Annotated in this window: 16 protein-coding genes; 7 read left to right on the top strand and 9 right to left on the bottom strand. The window is 71.2% G+C overall.

The window, feature by feature from the left end:
* Positions 1-57 precede the first annotated feature (57 nt).
* Positions 58-1,560 carry a PLP-dependent aminotransferase family protein gene (locus tag ACIBK6_RS11945; RefSeq protein WP_399051067.1) on the bottom strand — a complete coding sequence of 501 codons (1,503 nt, stop codon included), beginning with the start codon at positions 1,558-1,560 and terminating at the stop codon, positions 58-60.
* Between the two features lie 102 nt (positions 1,561-1,662).
* Between ACIBK6_RS11945 and ACIBK6_RS11950 the strand changes: the two genes are divergently transcribed.
* From ACIBK6_RS11950 to ACIBK6_RS11965, 4 genes are all read left to right on the top strand, one after another.
* Positions 1,663-2,388 (top strand): YitT family protein, encoded by a 726-nt coding sequence (locus ACIBK6_RS11950; protein ID WP_399051068.1) that lies wholly within the window; start codon positions 1,663-1,665, stop codon positions 2,386-2,388.
* Positions 2,385-3,149: a glycerophosphodiester phosphodiesterase gene (locus tag ACIBK6_RS11955; RefSeq protein ID WP_399051069.1), complete on the top strand. Its 765-nt coding sequence runs from the start codon at positions 2,385-2,387 to the stop codon at positions 3,147-3,149. Before ACIBK6_RS11950 ends, ACIBK6_RS11955 begins: the two co-directional genes overlap by 4 nt.
* 49 nt (positions 3,150-3,198) lie before the next feature.
* Entirely contained in the window at positions 3,199-4,557 is a 1,359-nt protein-coding gene (locus ACIBK6_RS11960) for an MFS transporter (protein ID WP_399051070.1), read from the top strand.
* A 254-nt stretch (positions 4,558-4,811) separates the two neighbouring features.
* The gene (locus tag ACIBK6_RS11965; RefSeq protein ID WP_053724453.1) at positions 4,812-5,186 is read left to right on the top strand and encodes an RNA polymerase-binding protein RbpA; all 375 of its coding nucleotides are present in this window, start codon (positions 4,812-4,814) and stop codon (positions 5,184-5,186) included.
* Between the two features lie 84 nt (positions 5,187-5,270).
* Here the strand turns inward: ACIBK6_RS11965 and fxsA are convergent, their stop codons facing one another.
* From fxsA to ACIBK6_RS11985, 4 genes are all read right to left on the bottom strand, one after another.
* The gene (gene fxsA, locus ACIBK6_RS11970) at positions 5,271-5,852 is read right to left on the bottom strand and encodes an FxsA family membrane protein (RefSeq protein WP_399051072.1); all 582 of its coding nucleotides are present in this window, start codon (positions 5,850-5,852) and stop codon (positions 5,271-5,273) included.
* Positions 5,853-5,912: 60 nt separating this feature from the next.
* Positions 5,913-6,680 carry a polyprenol monophosphomannose synthase gene (locus tag ACIBK6_RS11975; protein WP_399051074.1) on the bottom strand — a complete coding sequence of 256 codons (768 nt, stop codon included), beginning with the start codon at positions 6,678-6,680 and terminating at the stop codon, positions 5,913-5,915.
* Between the two features lie 610 nt (positions 6,681-7,290).
* The gene (locus ACIBK6_RS11980) at positions 7,291-8,928 is read right to left on the bottom strand and encodes an amidohydrolase (RefSeq protein WP_399051076.1); all 1,638 of its coding nucleotides are present in this window, start codon (positions 8,926-8,928) and stop codon (positions 7,291-7,293) included.
* A gap of 114 nt (positions 8,929-9,042) precedes the next feature.
* On the bottom strand, positions 9,043-9,483 hold the full coding sequence (locus ACIBK6_RS11985) for an Lrp/AsnC family transcriptional regulator (protein WP_399051078.1): 441 nt from the start codon (positions 9,481-9,483) through the stop codon (positions 9,043-9,045).
* 204 nt (positions 9,484-9,687) lie between these two features.
* On the opposite strand from ACIBK6_RS11985, the gene ACIBK6_RS11990 reads away from it, so the two are divergent.
* On the top strand, positions 9,688-10,119 hold the full coding sequence (locus tag ACIBK6_RS11990; RefSeq protein ID WP_399051080.1) for a hypothetical protein: 432 nt from the start codon (positions 9,688-9,690) through the stop codon (positions 10,117-10,119).
* Between the two features lie 96 nt (positions 10,120-10,215).
* Here ACIBK6_RS11990 and ACIBK6_RS11995 read toward each other — a convergent pair whose 3' ends face one another.
* The 3 genes from ACIBK6_RS11995 to ACIBK6_RS12005 all read right to left on the bottom strand — a co-directional run bounded on the left by ACIBK6_RS11995 (position 10,216) and on the right by ACIBK6_RS12005 (position 14,111).
* Complete coding sequence (locus ACIBK6_RS11995; RefSeq protein ID WP_399051082.1) at positions 10,216-11,310, bottom strand: phosphotransferase family protein; 1,095 nt, start codon at positions 11,308-11,310, stop codon at positions 10,216-10,218.
* Between the two features lie 236 nt (positions 11,311-11,546).
* On the bottom strand, positions 11,547-12,668 hold the full coding sequence (locus tag ACIBK6_RS12000) for a hypothetical protein (RefSeq protein ID WP_399051083.1): 1,122 nt from the start codon (positions 12,666-12,668) through the stop codon (positions 11,547-11,549).
* A gap of 270 nt (positions 12,669-12,938) precedes the next feature.
* A complete protein-coding gene (locus ACIBK6_RS12005) occupies positions 12,939-14,111 on the bottom strand; it encodes an acyl-CoA dehydrogenase family protein (protein WP_399051084.1) in 1,173 nt (390 codons plus the stop codon).
* Positions 14,112-14,467: 356 nt separating this feature from the next.
* Between ACIBK6_RS12005 and ACIBK6_RS12010 the strand changes: the two genes are divergently transcribed.
* Positions 14,468-15,748: a glycoside hydrolase family 18 protein gene (locus tag ACIBK6_RS12010; protein ID WP_399051085.1), complete on the top strand. Its 1,281-nt coding sequence runs from the start codon at positions 14,468-14,470 to the stop codon at positions 15,746-15,748.
* 51 nt (positions 15,749-15,799) lie between these two features.
* On the opposite strand, the gene ACIBK6_RS12015 is transcribed toward ACIBK6_RS12010, so the two are convergent.
* Entirely contained in the window at positions 15,800-16,426 is a 627-nt protein-coding gene (locus ACIBK6_RS12015) for a TetR/AcrR family transcriptional regulator (RefSeq protein ID WP_399051086.1), read from the bottom strand.
* Positions 16,427-16,528: 102 nt separating this feature from the next.
* On the opposite strand from ACIBK6_RS12015, the gene ACIBK6_RS12020 reads away from it, so the two are divergent.
* Entirely contained in the window at positions 16,529-17,143 is a 615-nt protein-coding gene (locus tag ACIBK6_RS12020; protein WP_399051087.1) for a DUF6230 family protein, read from the top strand.
* The last annotated feature ends 230 nt before the right edge of the window (positions 17,144-17,373 follow it).

Raw genomic sequence — 17,373 nt, forward strand, 5'->3', positions numbered from 1 at the left:
ATCTCAGATTTCGGATTTCAGCTCACGGATTTCAGAATCCGTCAGACCGCCAACCCCTCACGCCACAAACGTCCGTGGCGGCTCCGCACCCCCCGACCCGCCCCCCGTCTCCACCAGCCGGGCCGCCGCCGCAAGGCGTGCCGCGGCCTCCTCCGCGACCGGGCCGCCCACCGTGAACGGCAGGCGGACATAGCCCTCGAAGGCTCCGTCGACTCCGAAGCGGGGCCCGGAGGGCACCCGGACCCCGACCCGTTCGCCGACCTCGGCCAGCCGGGATCCCGAGAGGCCGCCCGTGCGGACCCACAGGGTGAGACCGCCGCGCGGCACGTGGAACTCCCAGTCGGGGAGTTCCCGGCGCACCGCCGCGACCAGGGCATCGCGGTTCTCGCGGGCCTGAACACGGCGGAGTTCGACGGCCTGCTCCCAACCGCCCGTCGCCATCAGCCAGTTGACGGCGAGCTGTTCGAGCACCGGGGTGCCGAGATCGGCGTACGCGCGGGCGGCGACGAGGGAGCGGATGACGTCGGGGGCGGCCCGCACCCAGCCGATGCGCATGCCCGCCCAGAACGCCTTGCTCGCCGAGCCGACCGTCAGCACCGTGGCTCCGGCCGGGTCGAAGGCGCAGACCGGGCGCGGCATGTCCAGGTCCTCGTCGAGCCACAGCTCGCTCATCGTCTCGTCGACGACGAGCACGGTGCCGGCCGAGCGCGCGGCGTCCACGAGCTGGCGCCGCTGGTCCTCGTCGGCGAGTGCGCCGGTGGGGTTGTGGAAGTCGGCGACGACATAGGCCAGCCGGGGCGCGGCGTCCCTCAGCACCTGGCGCCAGCGCGGCAGGTCCCAGCCGGTCAGCCCCTCGGCCATGGCGATCGGCACCAGTCGGGCGCCCGCCTCGCGCATGAGCTGGAGGATGTTGGCGTACGAGGGTGATTCGACGGCGATGCGTTCACCACGTCCGGCGAACAGATGACAGATGGCGTCCATCGCCCCCATCGCACCCGTCGTCACCATGATCTGCTCGGGCATCGTCGGGATGCCGCGCGCGGTGTAGCGCTCGGCGAGCATCTGGCGCAGCGCGGGCAGACCGGCCGGGTAGTCGCCGTGGGTGTGGGCGTACGGCGGGAGCTCCTCGAGCGCGCCCTGCACTCCCCGGGTCAGCCAGGGTTCGGGGGCCGGCAGGGCCGCGCAGCCCAGGTCGATCATGGAGCCGAGCTGCTCGGGCGGGAGCGGTTCGAGGCCGCGGCCGGGCAGCGGATGCCCGGCGGGCACGGCGGTCCAGCTGCCGGCGCCGCGCCTCGATTCGAGGAAGCCCTCGCCGCGCAGCGCCTCGTAGGCGGCGGCGACCGTCGTGCGGCTCACCGACAGGGCGACGGCCAGTTCGCGCTCGGCGGGCAGCCGGGCGGCGGCCGGGACCCGGCCTTCGAGGACGAGCAGCCGGATGCCGTCGGCCAGCGCCCGGTAGGCAGGCGGTTTGCGCACTCCCGCACCGGCCGGGCGGGGCTGCTGCGCCTTGAGCTGAAGGGCGAGCTGGGCGGGCCCGATCGCCGAGGTCCACTGAGCCATGAAAGTCAGTCCACCTTCCTCGAATTGGCCATGGTTGGAGTCCATTTCCCCGCCACAGAGTGTCATGAGTCAGTCCACTATCACCACACAGGGGGAATCATCTTGTCCACGCACCTCACGCGGAGGCTGCTGCAGCTCTACGTCGGTCTCGCGTTGTACGGCGTCAGCTCGGGGCTGCTGGTCCGCGCCGGGCTCGGTCTCGAACCGTGGGGAGTGCTGCACCAGGGTCTCGCCAAGCACACCGGCCTCTCGATGGGCGTCATATCCATCATCGTCGGCGCGGCGGTCCTGCTGCTGTGGATCCCCATCCGGCAGCGGCCGGGGCTCGGCACCGTCTCCAACGTCTTCGCGATCGGCGTCTTCATGGACGGGACGCTCGCCGTGGTCCCCGATGTGCACGGTCTGCTCGCCCAGGTTCCGCTGACCGCCGCCGCCATCGTCTGCAACGGCGTGGCGACCGGCCTCTACATCTCGGCCCGCTTCGGCCCCGGTCCGCGCGACGGCCTGATGACGGGCCTGCACAAGGCGACGGGACGTTCAATCCGGCTCGTCCGCACGGCACTTGAGGTGGTCGTCGTGGCGACCGGCTTCCTGCTCGGCGGCTCGCTCGGTATCGGCACGGTCCTCTACGCGCTCGCGATCGGGCCGCTCGCCCAGTTCTTCCTCCGTATCTTCGCGATCCCCGAAACGGCCGGGGAACCCGAGACGGCCGGGGAAAGCGCATCGGGCCCCGCCCCGGAAGGCGACCCCGCGGTCGCATCCGCGGCACCCGCGGGCAGCACCGCCGTCGCCGGGCCGACACCGGAGCGCGCCATACTTCCCGGGTGACTCGCGTACGCCACCCCTATCTGGACCATCCGACGCCGATCCCGTTCGCCCACCGCGGCGGGGCGGCGGACGGCGTCGAGAACACCGCCGCCGCCTTCGCGCGGGCGGCCGAGGCGGGCTACCGGTACTTCGAGACCGATGTGCACACCACGGCCGACGGGCGCCTGGTCGCCTTCCACGACCCGACGCTCGACCGCGTCACCGACTCCCGGGGAAAGATCGCCGAGCTGCCCTGGGCCGAGGTGCGGCGGGCCCGGGTGGCGGGCCGTGAGCCGCTGCCCCTGTTCGAGGAGCTCCTGGAGGCCTTCCCTCAGGCCCGCTGGAACGTCGACCTCAAGGCCGAGTCCGCGCTCGTCCCGCTGCTCGACCTGATCCGCCGCACCGACGCCTGGGACCGGGTCTGCGTCGGCTCGTTCTCGGAGGCCCGGGTAGCGCGGGCGCACCGGCTCGCGGGACCGCGCCTGGCCACCTCGTACGGCGTGCGGGGCGTCGCCGCCCTCCGGCTGCGCTCCTACGGGATCCCGGTGCCGCTGCGGGCGGGCGCCGTCAGCGCCCAGGTGCCCGAGAGCCAGAGCGGCATCCGGGTCGTGGACCGCCGCTTCGTGCGCACCGCGCACGCGCTCGGCCTGCAGGTGCACGTCTGGACGGTCAATGATCCCGATCGGATGGGGGCGCTCCTCGACCTCGGCGTGGATGGCATCATGACCGATCATCTGGAGACACTGCGCACGGTACTGACCGACCGGGGAGTCTGGCACTGACCACCCGGCGGCCACCGCTCGCGTACGGGGACGAGCGAGGGGGCGCGGGTTGAGCGCTGGAACCGTTGACCGGGCGGATCAGCCGGTGAGCACGGCCGACCGCAAGCGGGAGCAACACGGCTGGTACTTCTACGACTTCGCCTGCTCGGTGTATTCGACGAGCGTGCTCACCGTGTTCGTGGGCCCCTATCTGACCTCGATCGCCAAGTCTGCGGCGGACCCCGACGGCTTCGTTCATCCGCTGGGCGTCCCGGTGCGCGCGGGCTCGCTCTTCGCGTACGCCGTGTCCGCCTCGGTGATCCTCGCGGTGGTCCTCATGCCGATCGTGGGCGCGGCCGCGGACCGAAGCGGCCGTAAGAAACCGCTCCTGGCGGCCGCCGCCTACACGGGTGCGACCGCGACGGCCGGGATGTTCTTCCTGGACGGGCACCGCTATCTGCTCGGCGCGGTCCTGCTGATCGTGGCGAACGCCTCGCTCTCGGTGTCGATGGTCCTGTACAACGCCTATCTGCCGCAGATCGCGGGCCCGGAGGAACGCGACCGGGTCTCCTCGCGCGGCTGGGCCTTCGGGTACACCTCGGGCGCCGGGGTCCTGGTCCTGAATCTGATCCTCTACTCGGGGCACGACAGCTTCGGCCTGTCGGAGTCGGCCGCGGTACGGATCTGCCTGGCATCGGCCGGGGTCTGGTGGGGCGCGTTCACCCTCGTACCGCTCAGGCGGCTGCGCGACCGCAAGGTGGCGGTGGCGGCGGCTGAGGGGAAGGTCGGAGCGGGCTGGCGGCAGCTGATCGCGACCCTGCGGGACATGCGGGCCCGTCCGCTGACGCTCGCCTTCCTGCTCGCGTACCTCATCTACAACGACGGTGTGCAGACGGTGATCTCGCAGGCCTCGATCTACGGGTCCGAGGAGCTCGGCCTGGATCAGAACACGCTCATCGTCGCCGTGCTCCTCGTGCAGGTCCTGGCGGTGGCGGGCGCGCTCACCATGGGGCGGATGGCGCAGACGTACGGCGCGAAGCGCACCATTCTGGGCTCGCTCGCGGTCTGGGCGGTGATCCTCGGGGTCGGCTACTTCCTGCCGGCCCGGCAGCCGGTCCTCTTCTTCGTGCTCGCGGCGGCGATCGGGACGGTGCTCGGCGGCAGCCAGGCCCTGTCGAGGTCGCTTTTCTCACACATGGTGCCGAGCGGCAAGGAGGCCGAGTACTTCTCGGCCTACGAGATGAGCGACCGGGGCCTGAGCTGGCTGGGACCGTTGGTGTTCGGTCTCGCGTATCAGCTGACCGGGAGCTACCGGGATGCCATCATCTCGCTGGTGGTGTTCTTCGCGGCCGGATTCGTCCTGCTCGCCCGGGTGCCGGTACGGGCCGCCGTGGCGGCCGCCGGGAACCCGGTTCCGGCGCGGATTTAGACGTTGAAGTGAAAGGCCGGTAGTGTACGCCTTTGGCCTGCCAGGCGGACCGTTACTGCGTGCTCAAGTAGTGAAGACGCTGGGTGACATCTGCTGTCAGATGTGACAAACCGGTCACTGGTGGGTACAACAAGGGGCGGCACGACGGCGACGCATGACCCAGAACGGGAATCTTTACCGCCGACCGGACGTTGACCGGATGACGACGACAGTGACACCTGTCCTGTGGGCGACAAGCCCGGGAGGCACGATTCATGAGTGAGCGAGCTCTTCGCGGCACGCGCCTCGTGGTGACCAGCTACGAGACCGACCGCGGCATCGATCTGGCCCCGCGCCAGGCCGTGGAGTACGCATGCGAGAAGGGACATCGCTTTGAGATGCCCTTCTCGGTGGAGGCGGAGATCCCGCCGGAGTGGGAGTGCAAGGTCTGCGGGGCCCCCGCACTCCTGGTGGACGGCGACGGCCCTGAAGAGAAGAAGGGCAAGCCCGCGCGTACGCACTGGGACATGCTCATGGAGCGGCGCACCCGCGAGGAGCTGGAGGAGGTTCTGGCGGAGAGGCTGGAGGTCCTTCGTTCCGGCACCATGAACATTGCCGTGCATCCGCGCGACAGCCGCAAGTCCGCCTAGTCGCGCAGTTCGGCGACACAGCGCAGAGAAGCTGAGGGCCGGTCACACCATCTGGTGTGACCGGCCCTCAGCTTTTGCCTGCGGTCAGGGAGTCAGCGGCGGGCGGGGGCCCCGGTCGTCGCGCGAGGGGTACGAGGGCGGGGCGTCGTCCCGGATGACCTCGCCCGGCACGACCTTGCCGTCCGGGTAGTGGATGCGGGCCTGCTGGAAGGCGTCGCCGAAGCTGCCGGGCGGGGCGGTGCGCATCCGCTTCTGCAGCGAGCGCTCGGCGAAGCGGGCCGCGAACTTCCGTACCGGCGGAAGCAGGCAGAGCAGCCCAACCGCGTCCGACAGGAACCCGGGGATGATCAGCAGAAGGCCGCCCAGCATGGTCAGGGCGTTGCCCTCGCCACCGTTCTGGGCGGCGGCCGGGGCGGCCCCGGACTGCTGTTGCTGAAACGTCTCGGTGAGCGTGCGGAAGGCGCGGCGCCCGGCCCGCTTGATGACGTACGAGCCGAGCACGAAGCCGCCGATGAGCAGCAGCAGAACGGTGAGGCCGCTGGTGGCGCCGGCCACCACGGTGAGCAGCCAGATCTCCAGGACCAGCCAGGCGGCGATCCCCAGGGGTACGAAGGTGCGTGCGCGCGAGCGCTTGGGAACTGTCGGAGGCGGAGTGCCGGTCGTCATGGTCCCAGTGTGCCTGGGAGCCGATCCGTACGGCGTAAGGAGGAGATCAGTACGCGCTGGTCATGAGCGTTTGCGGCCCAGGAGTCTATTGGCGCGCGAGCCGACTCCCCAGGCGGTGACCCGCCAGAGCGCCTCGACCAGGATGTCGTTGCTCATCTTGGAGTCGCCGCGTTCGCGCTCGACGAACGTGATGGGGACCTCCACGACGTGGAAGCCCGCCCCGACCGCGCGGCGGGCCAGGTCGACCTGGAAGCAGTAGCCGGCGGAGGCGACCTCGTCGAGGCCGAGGCCTTCGAGGGTCTCGCGGCGGAAGGCCCGGTAGCCGCCGGTGACGTCCCGGATCGGGACGCCGAGCAGCAGCCGCGAGTAGGTGGAGCCGCCGCGCGAGATGAACTCGCGGTACTTGGGCCAGTTCACGATCCGCCCGCCGGGCACCCAGCGCGATCCCAGCACCAGGTCGGCGCCCTTGAGGGCGGTGAGCAGCCGGGGCAGTTCCTCGGGCTGGTGGGAGCCGTCGGCGTCCATTTCGACGAGTACGCCGTAGTCGTGCTCGATGCCCCAGCGGAAGCCCGCCAGGTAGGCCGCGCCGAGGCCTTCCTTGCCCTTGCGGTGCAGGACGTGCACCTGGTCGTCATCGGCCGCGATCTCGTCCGCGAACTTGCCTGTGCCGTCGGGGCTGTTGTCGTCGGCGACCAGAATGTGGGCCTCGGGGACCGCCGCTCTGACGCGGGCGACGATCGGCTTGATGTTCTCCGCCTCGTTGTAGGTCGGAATGATCACCAAGGCTCTGCCCAGCGGGCCGTACCGCCTCTGACCGCCGTCGTTCACTGCTGCCCCTTATTGTCCGTACGCAGGTGACCACCATAGCGAGCGGTCGTGGTCCGGCCGCACCGCGAGGGTGGGTGGTGTCGGATGCGCCCGGATGGCGGTGGGGATCCGCCGGAATGCCGGAAGTCGGGGAAGCGTCGGTACGCCGGAATCGCCGGATGTCGCGGAAGGGTCGGTACGGGGGCCCGGTGCCCTTCGGGCCGACCTCGGACCCGCTGGCTGCGGGTCGACCGAAAGCCGTTGTCTACTGAGCATCCGGGCCCCACCCGGGTCGCACCGCCCCCTGGGCCCGCACGGGGCCAGGGGGGACGCCCGCACGGCTGAAACCTTCCCTCGCCCCCGAGGCGCGGGCGCTGAACCTGGCTCCCAGTGGTGGTGTACCGGTGCGGGACACCACCCCATGACCCAGCGGCGTTCGACGACTGCGTGGAGGCTTAACCGGTCGGACGTCCTGTGGTGGACTCGGCCGAACCTACCGGCCCCTGGCCGCTTTCTGTCAACAGCCGTTTGAGCTGCGACGTTTCTGCGAATCGCCAGGTCAGTGACGAAGATCCGCAGGTCGTGGCGATGCCGTGACAGCCGTCCACCAACGGTACGAAATGTCCCTATGTCACTCGTTTGGCTGCGCAAATACCGTTTGTCCGAACACCACGGTGCGCAGACAGACCGGCAGCGCGGTGCCCGGAGTGAGGTCCGGCAGGCCCGGGGTGCCCGAGCGCGGGTCGGTGGACCAGCGGGCCACCCGGTCGTCCGGGGCCTGGACCACGAGGTTCTCGGTGCGCCAGACCGCGTAGTCGGCCGGGGCGCCCGGCACCAGGGTGCCCGCGTCGTCCCGGCCGATCGCACGCCAGCCGCCCCGGGTGTGGGCGGTGAAGGCGGCCCGCGCCGAGATCCGGTGCTCGGGGGTGCGGTGGAAGGCGGCCGCGCGGACGGTCCCCCAGGGGTCCAGCGGGGTCACCGGTGAGTCGGAGCCGAACGCGAGCGGCACTCCGGCCCGCAGCAGGGCGGCGTACGGGTTGAGGGTGCGGGCCCGCTCGACGCCGAGCCGCTCGGCGTACATGCCCGCCTCGCCGCCCCACAGCGCGTCGAACGCGGGCTGCACGGAGGCGGTGAGGCCGAGCTCGGCGAAGGCGGCGATGGTCGCGGGGGTGAGCATTTCGGCGTGCTCGACGCGGTGCCGCGCGGCCCTGATCCGGCCGAGGCCGACCCGCTCGGCGGCGGCCCGGACGCCCGCCACGACCGCGCTGACGGCGCCGTCGCCGATGGCGTGGAAGCCGGCCTGGAGCCCGGCCTCGGTGCAGGCGGCCACATGGGCGGCCACGTCGGCGGCGTCCAGGTGGCCGGTGCCGGTGTGCGGGGCGTCGGCGTAGGGCGCGTGCAGACAGGCGGTGTGGGAGCCGAGGGAGCCGTCCACGAAGAGGTCGCCGGCCGCGCCGACAGCACCGAGTTCGCGGATGCGATCGGCGTCCTTGGCCCCCGCCACGCGCTCGGCCCAGTAGCCGAAGACCCGCGGCCCGGCTTCTTCGCGGGCCAGCCGGAGCAGCGAGGTGAAGTCATCCTCGTCGGAGATGTCGGGGCCGCCGCACTCGTGCAGGGTGCCGATGCCGAGCGATGCGGCGTGGCGGCGTGCCGCGCGCTGGGCCTCGGCGCGCTGGTGCGGGGTGATCGCGCCGTGGGCGGCGGCCCGCACCGCGTGGTGCGCGGCGCCGGTGAGGGGCTCGCCGTCGCGGTATCCGGCCAGGTCGCGGACGCCGGGCACCAGGTCGAGCAGGGCGGTGGTGACGACGGCCGAGTGGACGTCGATGCGCGGCAGGTACAGCGGGCGGCCGCCGGTGGCCGCGTCGAGCTCGGCGCGCGAGGGGTGGCGCCGCTCGGGCCAGCGGGCGGCGTCCCAGCCGTGGCCGAGCAGCACCCGGTCGTCGGGGCGGGCGGCCGCGTGGGCGCGTACGGAGTCGAGGGCTTCGGCGAGGGTGCGGGCCGCGGAGAGGTCGAGGCCGGTCAGCGCGAGGCCGGTGGCGGTGGTGTGCACATGCGCGTCGGTGAACGCGGGGGTGACCAGGGCGCCTTCGAGGTCCACGACCTCGTCGACACCGGAGGCGAAGGCGTCCGCGGCGCCTTCCGAGCCCACCCAGGCGACGTGTCCGCGTTCGACGACCATTGCGGTCGCGAAGGGGTCGGCGGGACTGTGCACGTCGCCCCCGCGCAGCAGGACGGTGCGGTGGGCGGTCTCTTCAGTTGCGGAACTCATGGAGGACAGCCTAGGGCGGTGTCCGATGGGTCATGGCCGGGGTCGCGACCCACCGGGCACCGGGTCGCGACCCACCGGACAGCCCCCCCGGATTCGCTGCGGCCGTGCTTCGTACTAGATGCGCGGCGGCCGTGCCTCGTACGCGGTGGACAGGACGACGGTCGTACGGGTCGAGACTCCGGCCAACGTGCGGATGCGGGTCAGCAGGTGCTCCAGCTCAAGCGGCGTCGCCACCCGGACCTTGAGGATGTAGTTCTCGTCGCCGGCCACGCTGTGGCAGGCCTCCAGCTCCGGTACGCCCGCCAGGCGCTCCGCGATGTCGTCGGGGGCGCTGGGGTCGAAGGGTTTCACCGAGATGAACGCGGTCAGCGGCAGGCCCACCGCCTCGGGGTCCACGACGGCCGCGTATCCGCGGATGACCCCGCGCTGTTCGAGACGGCGTACCCGCTGGTGCACCGCCGAGGTGGACAGGCCGGTGGCCTTGCCCAGGTCGGTGTAGCTCATCCGCCCGTCCTTGACGAGCAGATCCACGATCTGACGGTCCAGCTCCTCCATGGCGATCAACCTATTGCCCCGGGTCGCTTCCGGCACAGTCGGACGGCGCGGGAATCGGCACCTGCGGGCGGCATGTGACGAACACCACAGGTTTGCGGACGGGTCGCGGGGGCCCGCGCGGTTACCTCCCGGGCATGGCGGGAAGTGCTTGCTTTGGTCGCGGCCACGGCGCACATGCCGGCCCACCCGAGGGGGAGTGTCCCAATGCAGAATCCCAAGCGCACCGGACGTACGGAACGCGAACGCGCCGAACCGGAGCCTGTCGATATCGGCGGGTTCAGCGAGGAAGTCGAGGAAGAGGACTCGCTCGACGCGTACGACACCTTCGAGATGTACCGGGTGATCTGCCCGGACTGCGGGCAGCCGATCGCCCTGCTCGCCGACGAGGACGAGCTGCCCGAGCACGCGCTGTGCCCCAGCCCGTGGAACCCGTTCGTCCTGACCGTGTGTGCCGGGACCGGGCGTGCCGCGGGGGACGCGGAGGCGGCGGACGAGTCGCTCGACGTCCAGGAGCAGGACACCGCGCTGCTGCTCACGCTTCCCCAGGGGCTCGACTGGCGCACCCAGCCCTTCTCGCACGTCGGCGGCCCGGGCTCGCGCCCGATGCGCGTGCCGCAGATGCGCCGCGCCGCCTGAGCGCGCGAACCCGCCGGTGGGCCGGGCGCCGCCGAGGCGCGTCCGGCCCCTGTGCCCGCTTGACCGCCCCTGAGCGCGCTTGAGCCGCCGGAATCCTCAACTCCAGTACGTACCGCGCACCATGGCCTCCAGACTGGCCCGGTGCATGATCAGTGCGTCCGGGTCCGAGGGCGGTTCGACCTCGCCGAAGTGCAGTTGCCGGTGGGCAATCCGCAGCATGACGACGGCGTGCCGGAGCGCCGCGTACAGGGTGTGGAACTCCATGTCGCGCGGGGTGTGGCCGGTGAGTTGGGCGTAGTGGCGCTCGATGTCGTCGCGGCGCAGGAAGCCGGGGAGGCCCGGCTGGCCGAAACTCACCGTCAAGTCCTGGAAGAAGCGGTGCAGATAGACGGTCCATCCCAGGTCGAGTTCGCGCGGTCCGCAGGCGGCCATCTCCCAGTCGAGCACCGCCACGGGGTCGAATCCGCCGTAGACGATGTTTCCGATGCGGGCGTCGCCCCAGTTGAGTACCGAGGGGCCTTCGTCCTCGGGCCAGTGCGCGTCGAGCCAGTCGAAGGCCGACTCTATGAGCGGCGATCGCGCAACGCCGTCAATCACCCATTCGTAGTAATCCCGTTGGGCGCCCACGTGACGGCTCAGCGCTGACCCCTTTCCCTCCGGAAGCAGGAACTCGGCTTCCCTGGATGGGAATTGATCGTGCAACCGGGCGAGCACGGAGACGGTGGCGTCCTGGAGGCGGGCGCGTTCCGCGTCGGTGGCCGCGTGCAGCCAATTCCCCTCGTACGTATAGGGCATGACGTCCGGCGGTACGCGCCCCTCGGCCCGGTCCATCACGAAGAACGGCGCCCCGAGCGGCGCGGGGTCTTCTTCCAGCCAGCGAACCCGGGGCACGGGAACGTCGGTGTGCTCGGCGACGAGACGCATCACGCGGTACTGGCGGGCCATGTCGTACACGGGGAAGACGGTGTACGCGGCCGGGTCGGCGGCGAGCCGCAGGGCGCAGGCCCGGACGGGGGTTTCGGGGTGCTCGATGTCGAAGAGGAGGGTCTCGCTCGACATGCCGTTGGAGGACGGCACCCGGATGTCCATGACCCGGGCGCCGGGCAGCCGGGCGTCCAGCCAGGCGGTGAGCCGGCGGCCGACGTCCTCGGGGTCGCGGGTGGAGGTGCGGGGTCGGGGCGCGGTGGCCACGGAGGTGCTCCCTTCACGACGGAAAGGCAGGGGCGGCGGGGTCAGACGAGATCACGTCGGGACCGGACGGGACCAGGCGAGATCAGGGTGGAGGATCTCAGACGGGATCAGACGGGACCAGGGCGGCGGATCTCAGACGGAACCGGTCGGAACCGGACGGGACAGACGGGATCAGGGCAGCGGATCAGGGCAAAGGATCAGGGGGGCGAATCGGGGCGACGGATCGGGGCGGCGGATCAGAGCGCGACGGAGGTGTAGTCGGTGAAGCCGCTGGGGTCGTGGCGGCCGAAGCTGCCGTGCTCGAAGATCCCGTAACCGGTCTGCCCGTCGAGGGTGAACCGGGCCGCGTGGTCGGTCACGCCGAACGCGGCCATCGGGTGGGCCGCCGGATCGGACAGGTCATAGGTCTGACGGTCGGTCCAGCCGCGGCCCTGCCAGGTACCGTGCTGCCAGCCGTCGGCGGGCGGATAGCCCGCGCCGACCGCGAGGGGTGAGGAGGCGAGGATCTCGACGCCGAGTTCGAGGGGCTTGCGGGACTGGTCGGTGAGGTGGATGACCGCGCGCTCGGGGTGGCGGGTGCCGGGGCGGTAGGTGATGTCGGCCTGGGGCCAGCCGAGTTGGGCGTCGCGGTGGCCGTCGCGGACGAGTACCGCCTCGTTGAGGGTGCGGTAGCCGTCGGCGTCCTCCTGGGCGATGACCATGACGAACCGGTCGTCGAAGCGGGCCGGCACCCACAGCCAGTGGAACCCCTCCGGCCGGTACTCGTCGCCGCGCCCGGCGTCCTCGCCGGGGATCGGCCGCACCCCCCAACTGCGGTCGCGCGTCCCGGTCCACTCCCCCGCCGTGACGGGAATCTCCTCGCCGGCGACGCGGATCACGCCGGTGCAGTGCCCCGCCTGCACGAACCGGCGCCCCTCCAGCGTGAGCCGGTCCCCCTTGCGCTGCGTGTGATGGGGTTCCCACAGCGCGGGGAAGTCCGCGTTCCAGACGATTTCGTACGAGAGTGAATTCGGGTCGTCCGGATCGGGAGCGCAGTGCAGTGTGAGGCGGCGCAACGGGGTGTCGACGGTGATCCGCAGGGGGCCGACGGAAAGGTTCATGCGGTCGTCGGTGAGGGCGTCGGAGGCTCTGACGGCGTGCAGCCGGTCGCCCACGCGGAGGGTGGCGTAGGCGTCGATCACCCCGGTGTTGGGGTAGACCCCGAGGCCCGCGATGAGCAGGGCCCGGCCCTGGTGGTCGAAGGCGTGGAAGATGCAGCGGTCGTAGGCGTTGCGGTCGCCGGTGACGAGGTGCTTCATCGAGAGCGGGGCCTGGTGTACGGGGTACTCGTCGAGAGGGACGGGGCGGTCCTGCGGCATGGCCAACCTCCTGCCGGACGGAAGGAGTTGACGGTACGTCAGCTAGCCCCTGCTGGCCATACCCAGGGGGCCGGATCAGCGGCCCCAGCACCACCGGGCACCACCGGTCGGGGTGCTCAGGCCCACCCGGGTTGAGAAAGCTGAGCCCTGGGGCTTCGCCCCAGACCCTGCGGGGGCTTCGCCCCCTGCACCACTGGGCGAGCAGTGGGCGGGCCCTGCCGGGGCGCCGCGATCAGGAGTGGTCCCGGCTCGCGGCGGCCCGGGTGGGGGTCAGCGGGTCTCCGGACCCGCGAGGTGGCGGGCGATGACCATGCGCTGGATCTGGTTGGTGCCCTCGACGATCTGGAGGACCTTCGCCTCGCGCATGTACCGCTCGACCGGGAAGTCGGCCGTGTAGCCGTAGCCGCCCAGGACCTGGACCGCGTCCGTGGTCACCTTCATCGCCGCGTCCGTGCAGAACAGCTTGGCCATCGCGGCCTGCCGGGAGAAGGGGCGCCCCGCGTCGCGGAGCCGGGCGGCGGCCAGGTACAGGGCGCGGCCCGCCTCGATCTGGGTCGCCATGTCGGCGAGCATGAAGCGCAGGCCCTGGAAGTCGGCGATGGGGCGGCCGAACTGCTGCCGCCCGGTGGCGTACGAGAGCGCCTCGTCGAGTGCGGCCTGGGCGACGCCGATCGCGCAGGCCGCGATCCCGAGCCGGCCCGAGTCGAGCGCGGAGAGCGCGATCGCGAAGCCCTGGCCCTCTTCTCCGATGCGGCGCGCGTCGGGGACGCGTACGCCGTCGAAGTGGAGCTGGGCGGTGGGCGAGCCCTTCATGCCCATCTTCTTCTCGGGGGCGGCCGGGGTCAGCCCCTCGGCGTCGCCCGGGACGAGGAAGGCCGTGATGCCGCGGGCGCCCTCGCCGCCGGTGCGGGCCAGCACGGTGTAGAAGTCGGCGAGCCCGCCGTGGGTGATCCAGGCCTTGGTGCCGGTGATGACCCAGTCGGCGCCGTCCCGTACGGCCTTGGTGCGCAGCGATGCCGCGTCGGATCCCGAGGAGGGCTCCGAGAGGCAGTACGCGCCGAGCAGGCCGCCGCCCAGCATGGCGGGCAGGTGCTCGGCCTGCTGCTCCTTGGTGCCGTAGCCCGCGAGGGCGTGGCAGGCGAGTGAGTGGACGCTGACGCCTAGGCCGACCGTGAGGCGGGCCGAGGCGAGCTCCTCCAGCACCTGGAGGTAGACCTCGTAGGGCTGGTCGCCACCGCCGAACTCGGAGTCGTACGGCAGGCCGAGCAGTCCGGCTTCGGAGAGCAGGGTGAAGACCTCGCGCGGGAAGTGCCCGGCATCCTCCTGCTCTGCGGCCTGAGGTGCGATCTCCCGCTGGACGATGTCGCGCACCAGCGCTACAAGGTCCCGGGCCTCCTCGGTGGGCAGCTGTCGTTCCACCGGCTGCGGGGCACGGTCGGGCATGGCGGCGCTCTCCTCCCTGTCGGGCGCTTCGGCGGACGCACGCGCAGGGTGTGGCGGCGCCGCCGGTGACTCTGCTCTACACCCGTTGCCTTCCCCTCCGGGTCACGGAAGTAGCAGGCGGGCGGCTGTGGCGCTGTGAGTATGCCCGATCGGACGCGTCCCGTCACTGGCTCCAAGATCACGATTTCCCCGGGCTCCGCGCCGGGCGGCGTCATGGAACCGAGCCCTCCGGAATTGGTCCGAACCATTGACCGCACTGGTCTAGTCCTTCTAGCGTTCCCCTCGGCGCCTTAGTGCGTTCATGTCAAAGCACCCGTGACCGGCCCCCCACCCCCCCTCCCCACGAGGAGATCACGATGCTCGGACCCCACCGCCGCCACGCCCTCCCCCAAGCCCTCAACTCCGTTCGAGCGGGGCGTACCCCGCTCCGGGCGCTGCTCGCCGCCGTGTGCACGACCGCGCTCGGTGTCACCCTGCTCGCCGGCGCGGGCAGCGCGACCGCCTCCCCCGAGCAGGCCCCCCGGCCCGTCGCGGCCGGTTCCAAGGTCGTCGGGTACTTCACCGACTGGGGCGTCTACCAGCGCAATTACCACGTCAAGAACATCGAGACCTCGGGCTCGGCGGACAGACTGACCCACATCAACTACGCGTTCGGCAATGTCACCGGCGGCAAGTGCGCCATCGGCGACGCCTACGCCGACTACCAGAAGACGTACGACGCCGCCTCCAGCGTCGACGGCACCGCCGACACCTGGAACCAGCCGGTCGCGGGCAGCTTCAACCAGCTGAGGGAGCTCAAGAAGAAGCATCCCGGGCTCAAGGTCCTCTGGTCGTTCGGCGGTTGGACCTGGTCGGGCGGCTTCGGCGAGGCGGCCAAGAACCCCGCCGCGTTCGCCGATTCCTGCTACTCCCTGGTCAAGGACCCGCGCTGGGCCGACGTCTTCGACGGCATCGACGTCGACTGGGAGTACCCCAACGCCTGCGGCCTCTCCTGCGACACCAGCGGGCGCGACGCGTTCAAGAACCTGCTGGCGGCGCTGCGTTCGAAGTTCGGCGGGTCGAGTCTGGTCACCGCAGCCATCACCGCCGACGCCTCGGCGAACGGCAAGATGGACGCCACCGACTACGCGGGCGCCGCGCAGTACGTCGACTGGTACAACCCGATGACGTACGACTTCTTCGGCGCCTGGGCGGCCCAGGGCCCGACCGCCCCGCACTCCCCGCTCACCTCCTACAGCGGGATCCCCACGCAGGGCTTCAACACCGACGCCGCCATCCAGAGGCTGAAGGGCCTCGGGGTTCCGTCGAGCAAGCTACTGCTCGGCATCGGCTTCTACGGGCGCGGCTGGACGGGCGTGACGCAGCAGGCGCCCGGCGGCACCGCGACGGGGCCCGCGGCGGGAACGTACGAGCAGGGCATCGACGACTACAAGGTGCTCAAGACCAAGTGCCCCGCCAACGGGACGGTCGCGGGGACGGCGTACGCCTACTGCGGCAACGACTGGTGGAGCTACGACACCCCGTCCACCATCGCCGGGAAGACGGCCTACAAGAACGACCAGGGCCTCGGCGGGACCTTCTTCTGGGAGCTGAGCGGCGACACCAGCAACGGTGAACTCATCAAGTCGATCGGCTAGCAAGGGAGTTGGAGGGGCGGACGGCGGCGGCCGTCCGCCCCTTCGGCACGGCTAGGCGGGATCGGGCGACGGGCAGAACGGCTCGAACTCCTCGATGGTGTCGAGGGTGTGCCGCAGCATCCGTACGAGCAGTTCGCGCACCGTGTCGCGCGGCGGCTCCAGCGTGCCGAGCCAGTCCAGGGTGACGCTCTCCACGCTGCCCAGCCAGCCGAGCAGGGCGAGCCGGGCGAGCGGCGGTATCTCCCGGGTGCCGTAGGCGCCGTAGGCGATGGTGGCGATCAGCTCCTCGCGCACGGCGTCCCGGATGGCCTGCACCTCGGTGTCGAAGCCGACGCCGCCGGTGACGATCGTCCGGTACGCCGCCTGGTGGTGCTCGGCGTAGCGGAGATAGCCGTCGATGGTGCGGTGGACGCGTTCGGCGCGGGGCAGATCGGTGTCGCTCCCGGCGCGGGACACCAGGTCGGCGACGGAGTCCTCGACGATGGCCAGGTAGTAGCCCCGTTTGGACTTGAAGTAGTAGTAGATCAGGCCCTTCGCGACCCCCGCGTGCTGGGCGATGTCGTCCATCGACAGCGCGTCGTACGAGGTGTCCGCGAACAACTTCCGGCCGGTTGCGATGAGTTCGGAGCGGCGGACCTGGGATCTCTCGGTCGTACCGCGCTGTTGACTATTATTCAAATTCGGCCCTAGTCTCCAACTGCCACAGGATGCCCGCAGTATGGCAGACCTGCATTCGCACTCCCCCTGCACCGCTGGACACGGACCGTACGGGAGGATCAAGTGAGCGCAGCTGGACGGCCGTTGGCCGAAGGCAGAACAGCATGGAAGAAGACCGCGGTCGTCGCCCTGCCGGCAGTGGTGGCGGTCGGGATCATGGCCAATGTGATGGCCGAGGGCGCGCTGGCCGCGTCGTTCGCGGTCTCCGGAACGAGTTTCCAGGTCGCGTCGGGGAAGCTGACCAGTTCGGGGCTCTCCTCGTTCGTGCAGACCGACAGGTCGGTCGACGGCAAGGGCCACCCGGTGGCGCTGCTCGGCATCGGCGACGCCAAGCTCAGCGACATCTGCCAGTCGGCGGAGGTCAACACCCCTGTCGGAACAGTGGTGTTCAAACTGACGGCGGGCGGTGACGCGGGCGAGGTCACGGCCAGCGACCTCGTCATCGACGGTGCGGACCTGGTCGGCGACGCCCGCTTCGGCACGGCGCAGATCGGCCGGGACGCCTCGACGCTGGATGCGGTGAAGGGCGTCCAGGGCGAGCCGGGCAAGTTCGGGCTGCAGGCCGGGGACATCGAGGTCAACGGCGTGAAGTCGCATGCCTGGTCGGCGACCGGCGGCAACTTCCGGCTGAAGGGGATGAAGGTCGATGTGAGCATCGGCGGCAAGAAGTGCTTCTGAAACGAGTGGGGTTGCTCCGGGTCCCCCAGTCCGGGACGGCCGCTCCCGCGAGGCACCTGCGGGGCGGGGCCGGGCCGGCCGATGGGGCCGACGGCCCGGATGCGCAGGGTGGCCCGCGGGGCGGGGTACAGGGTGCACCCCGGCCCGGGGCCCCGAATGTGCAGAGCGGCCCGCAGGTCGGGGTGCAGGGTGGCACCCGGGGCCGGGTGCCAGGTCGGCGGCAGGCCGGG

It is taken from the genome of Streptomyces sp. NPDC050485 (genome assembly GCF_044458185.1).
Taxonomy (GTDB): domain Bacteria; phylum Actinomycetota; class Actinomycetes; order Streptomycetales; family Streptomycetaceae; genus Streptomyces.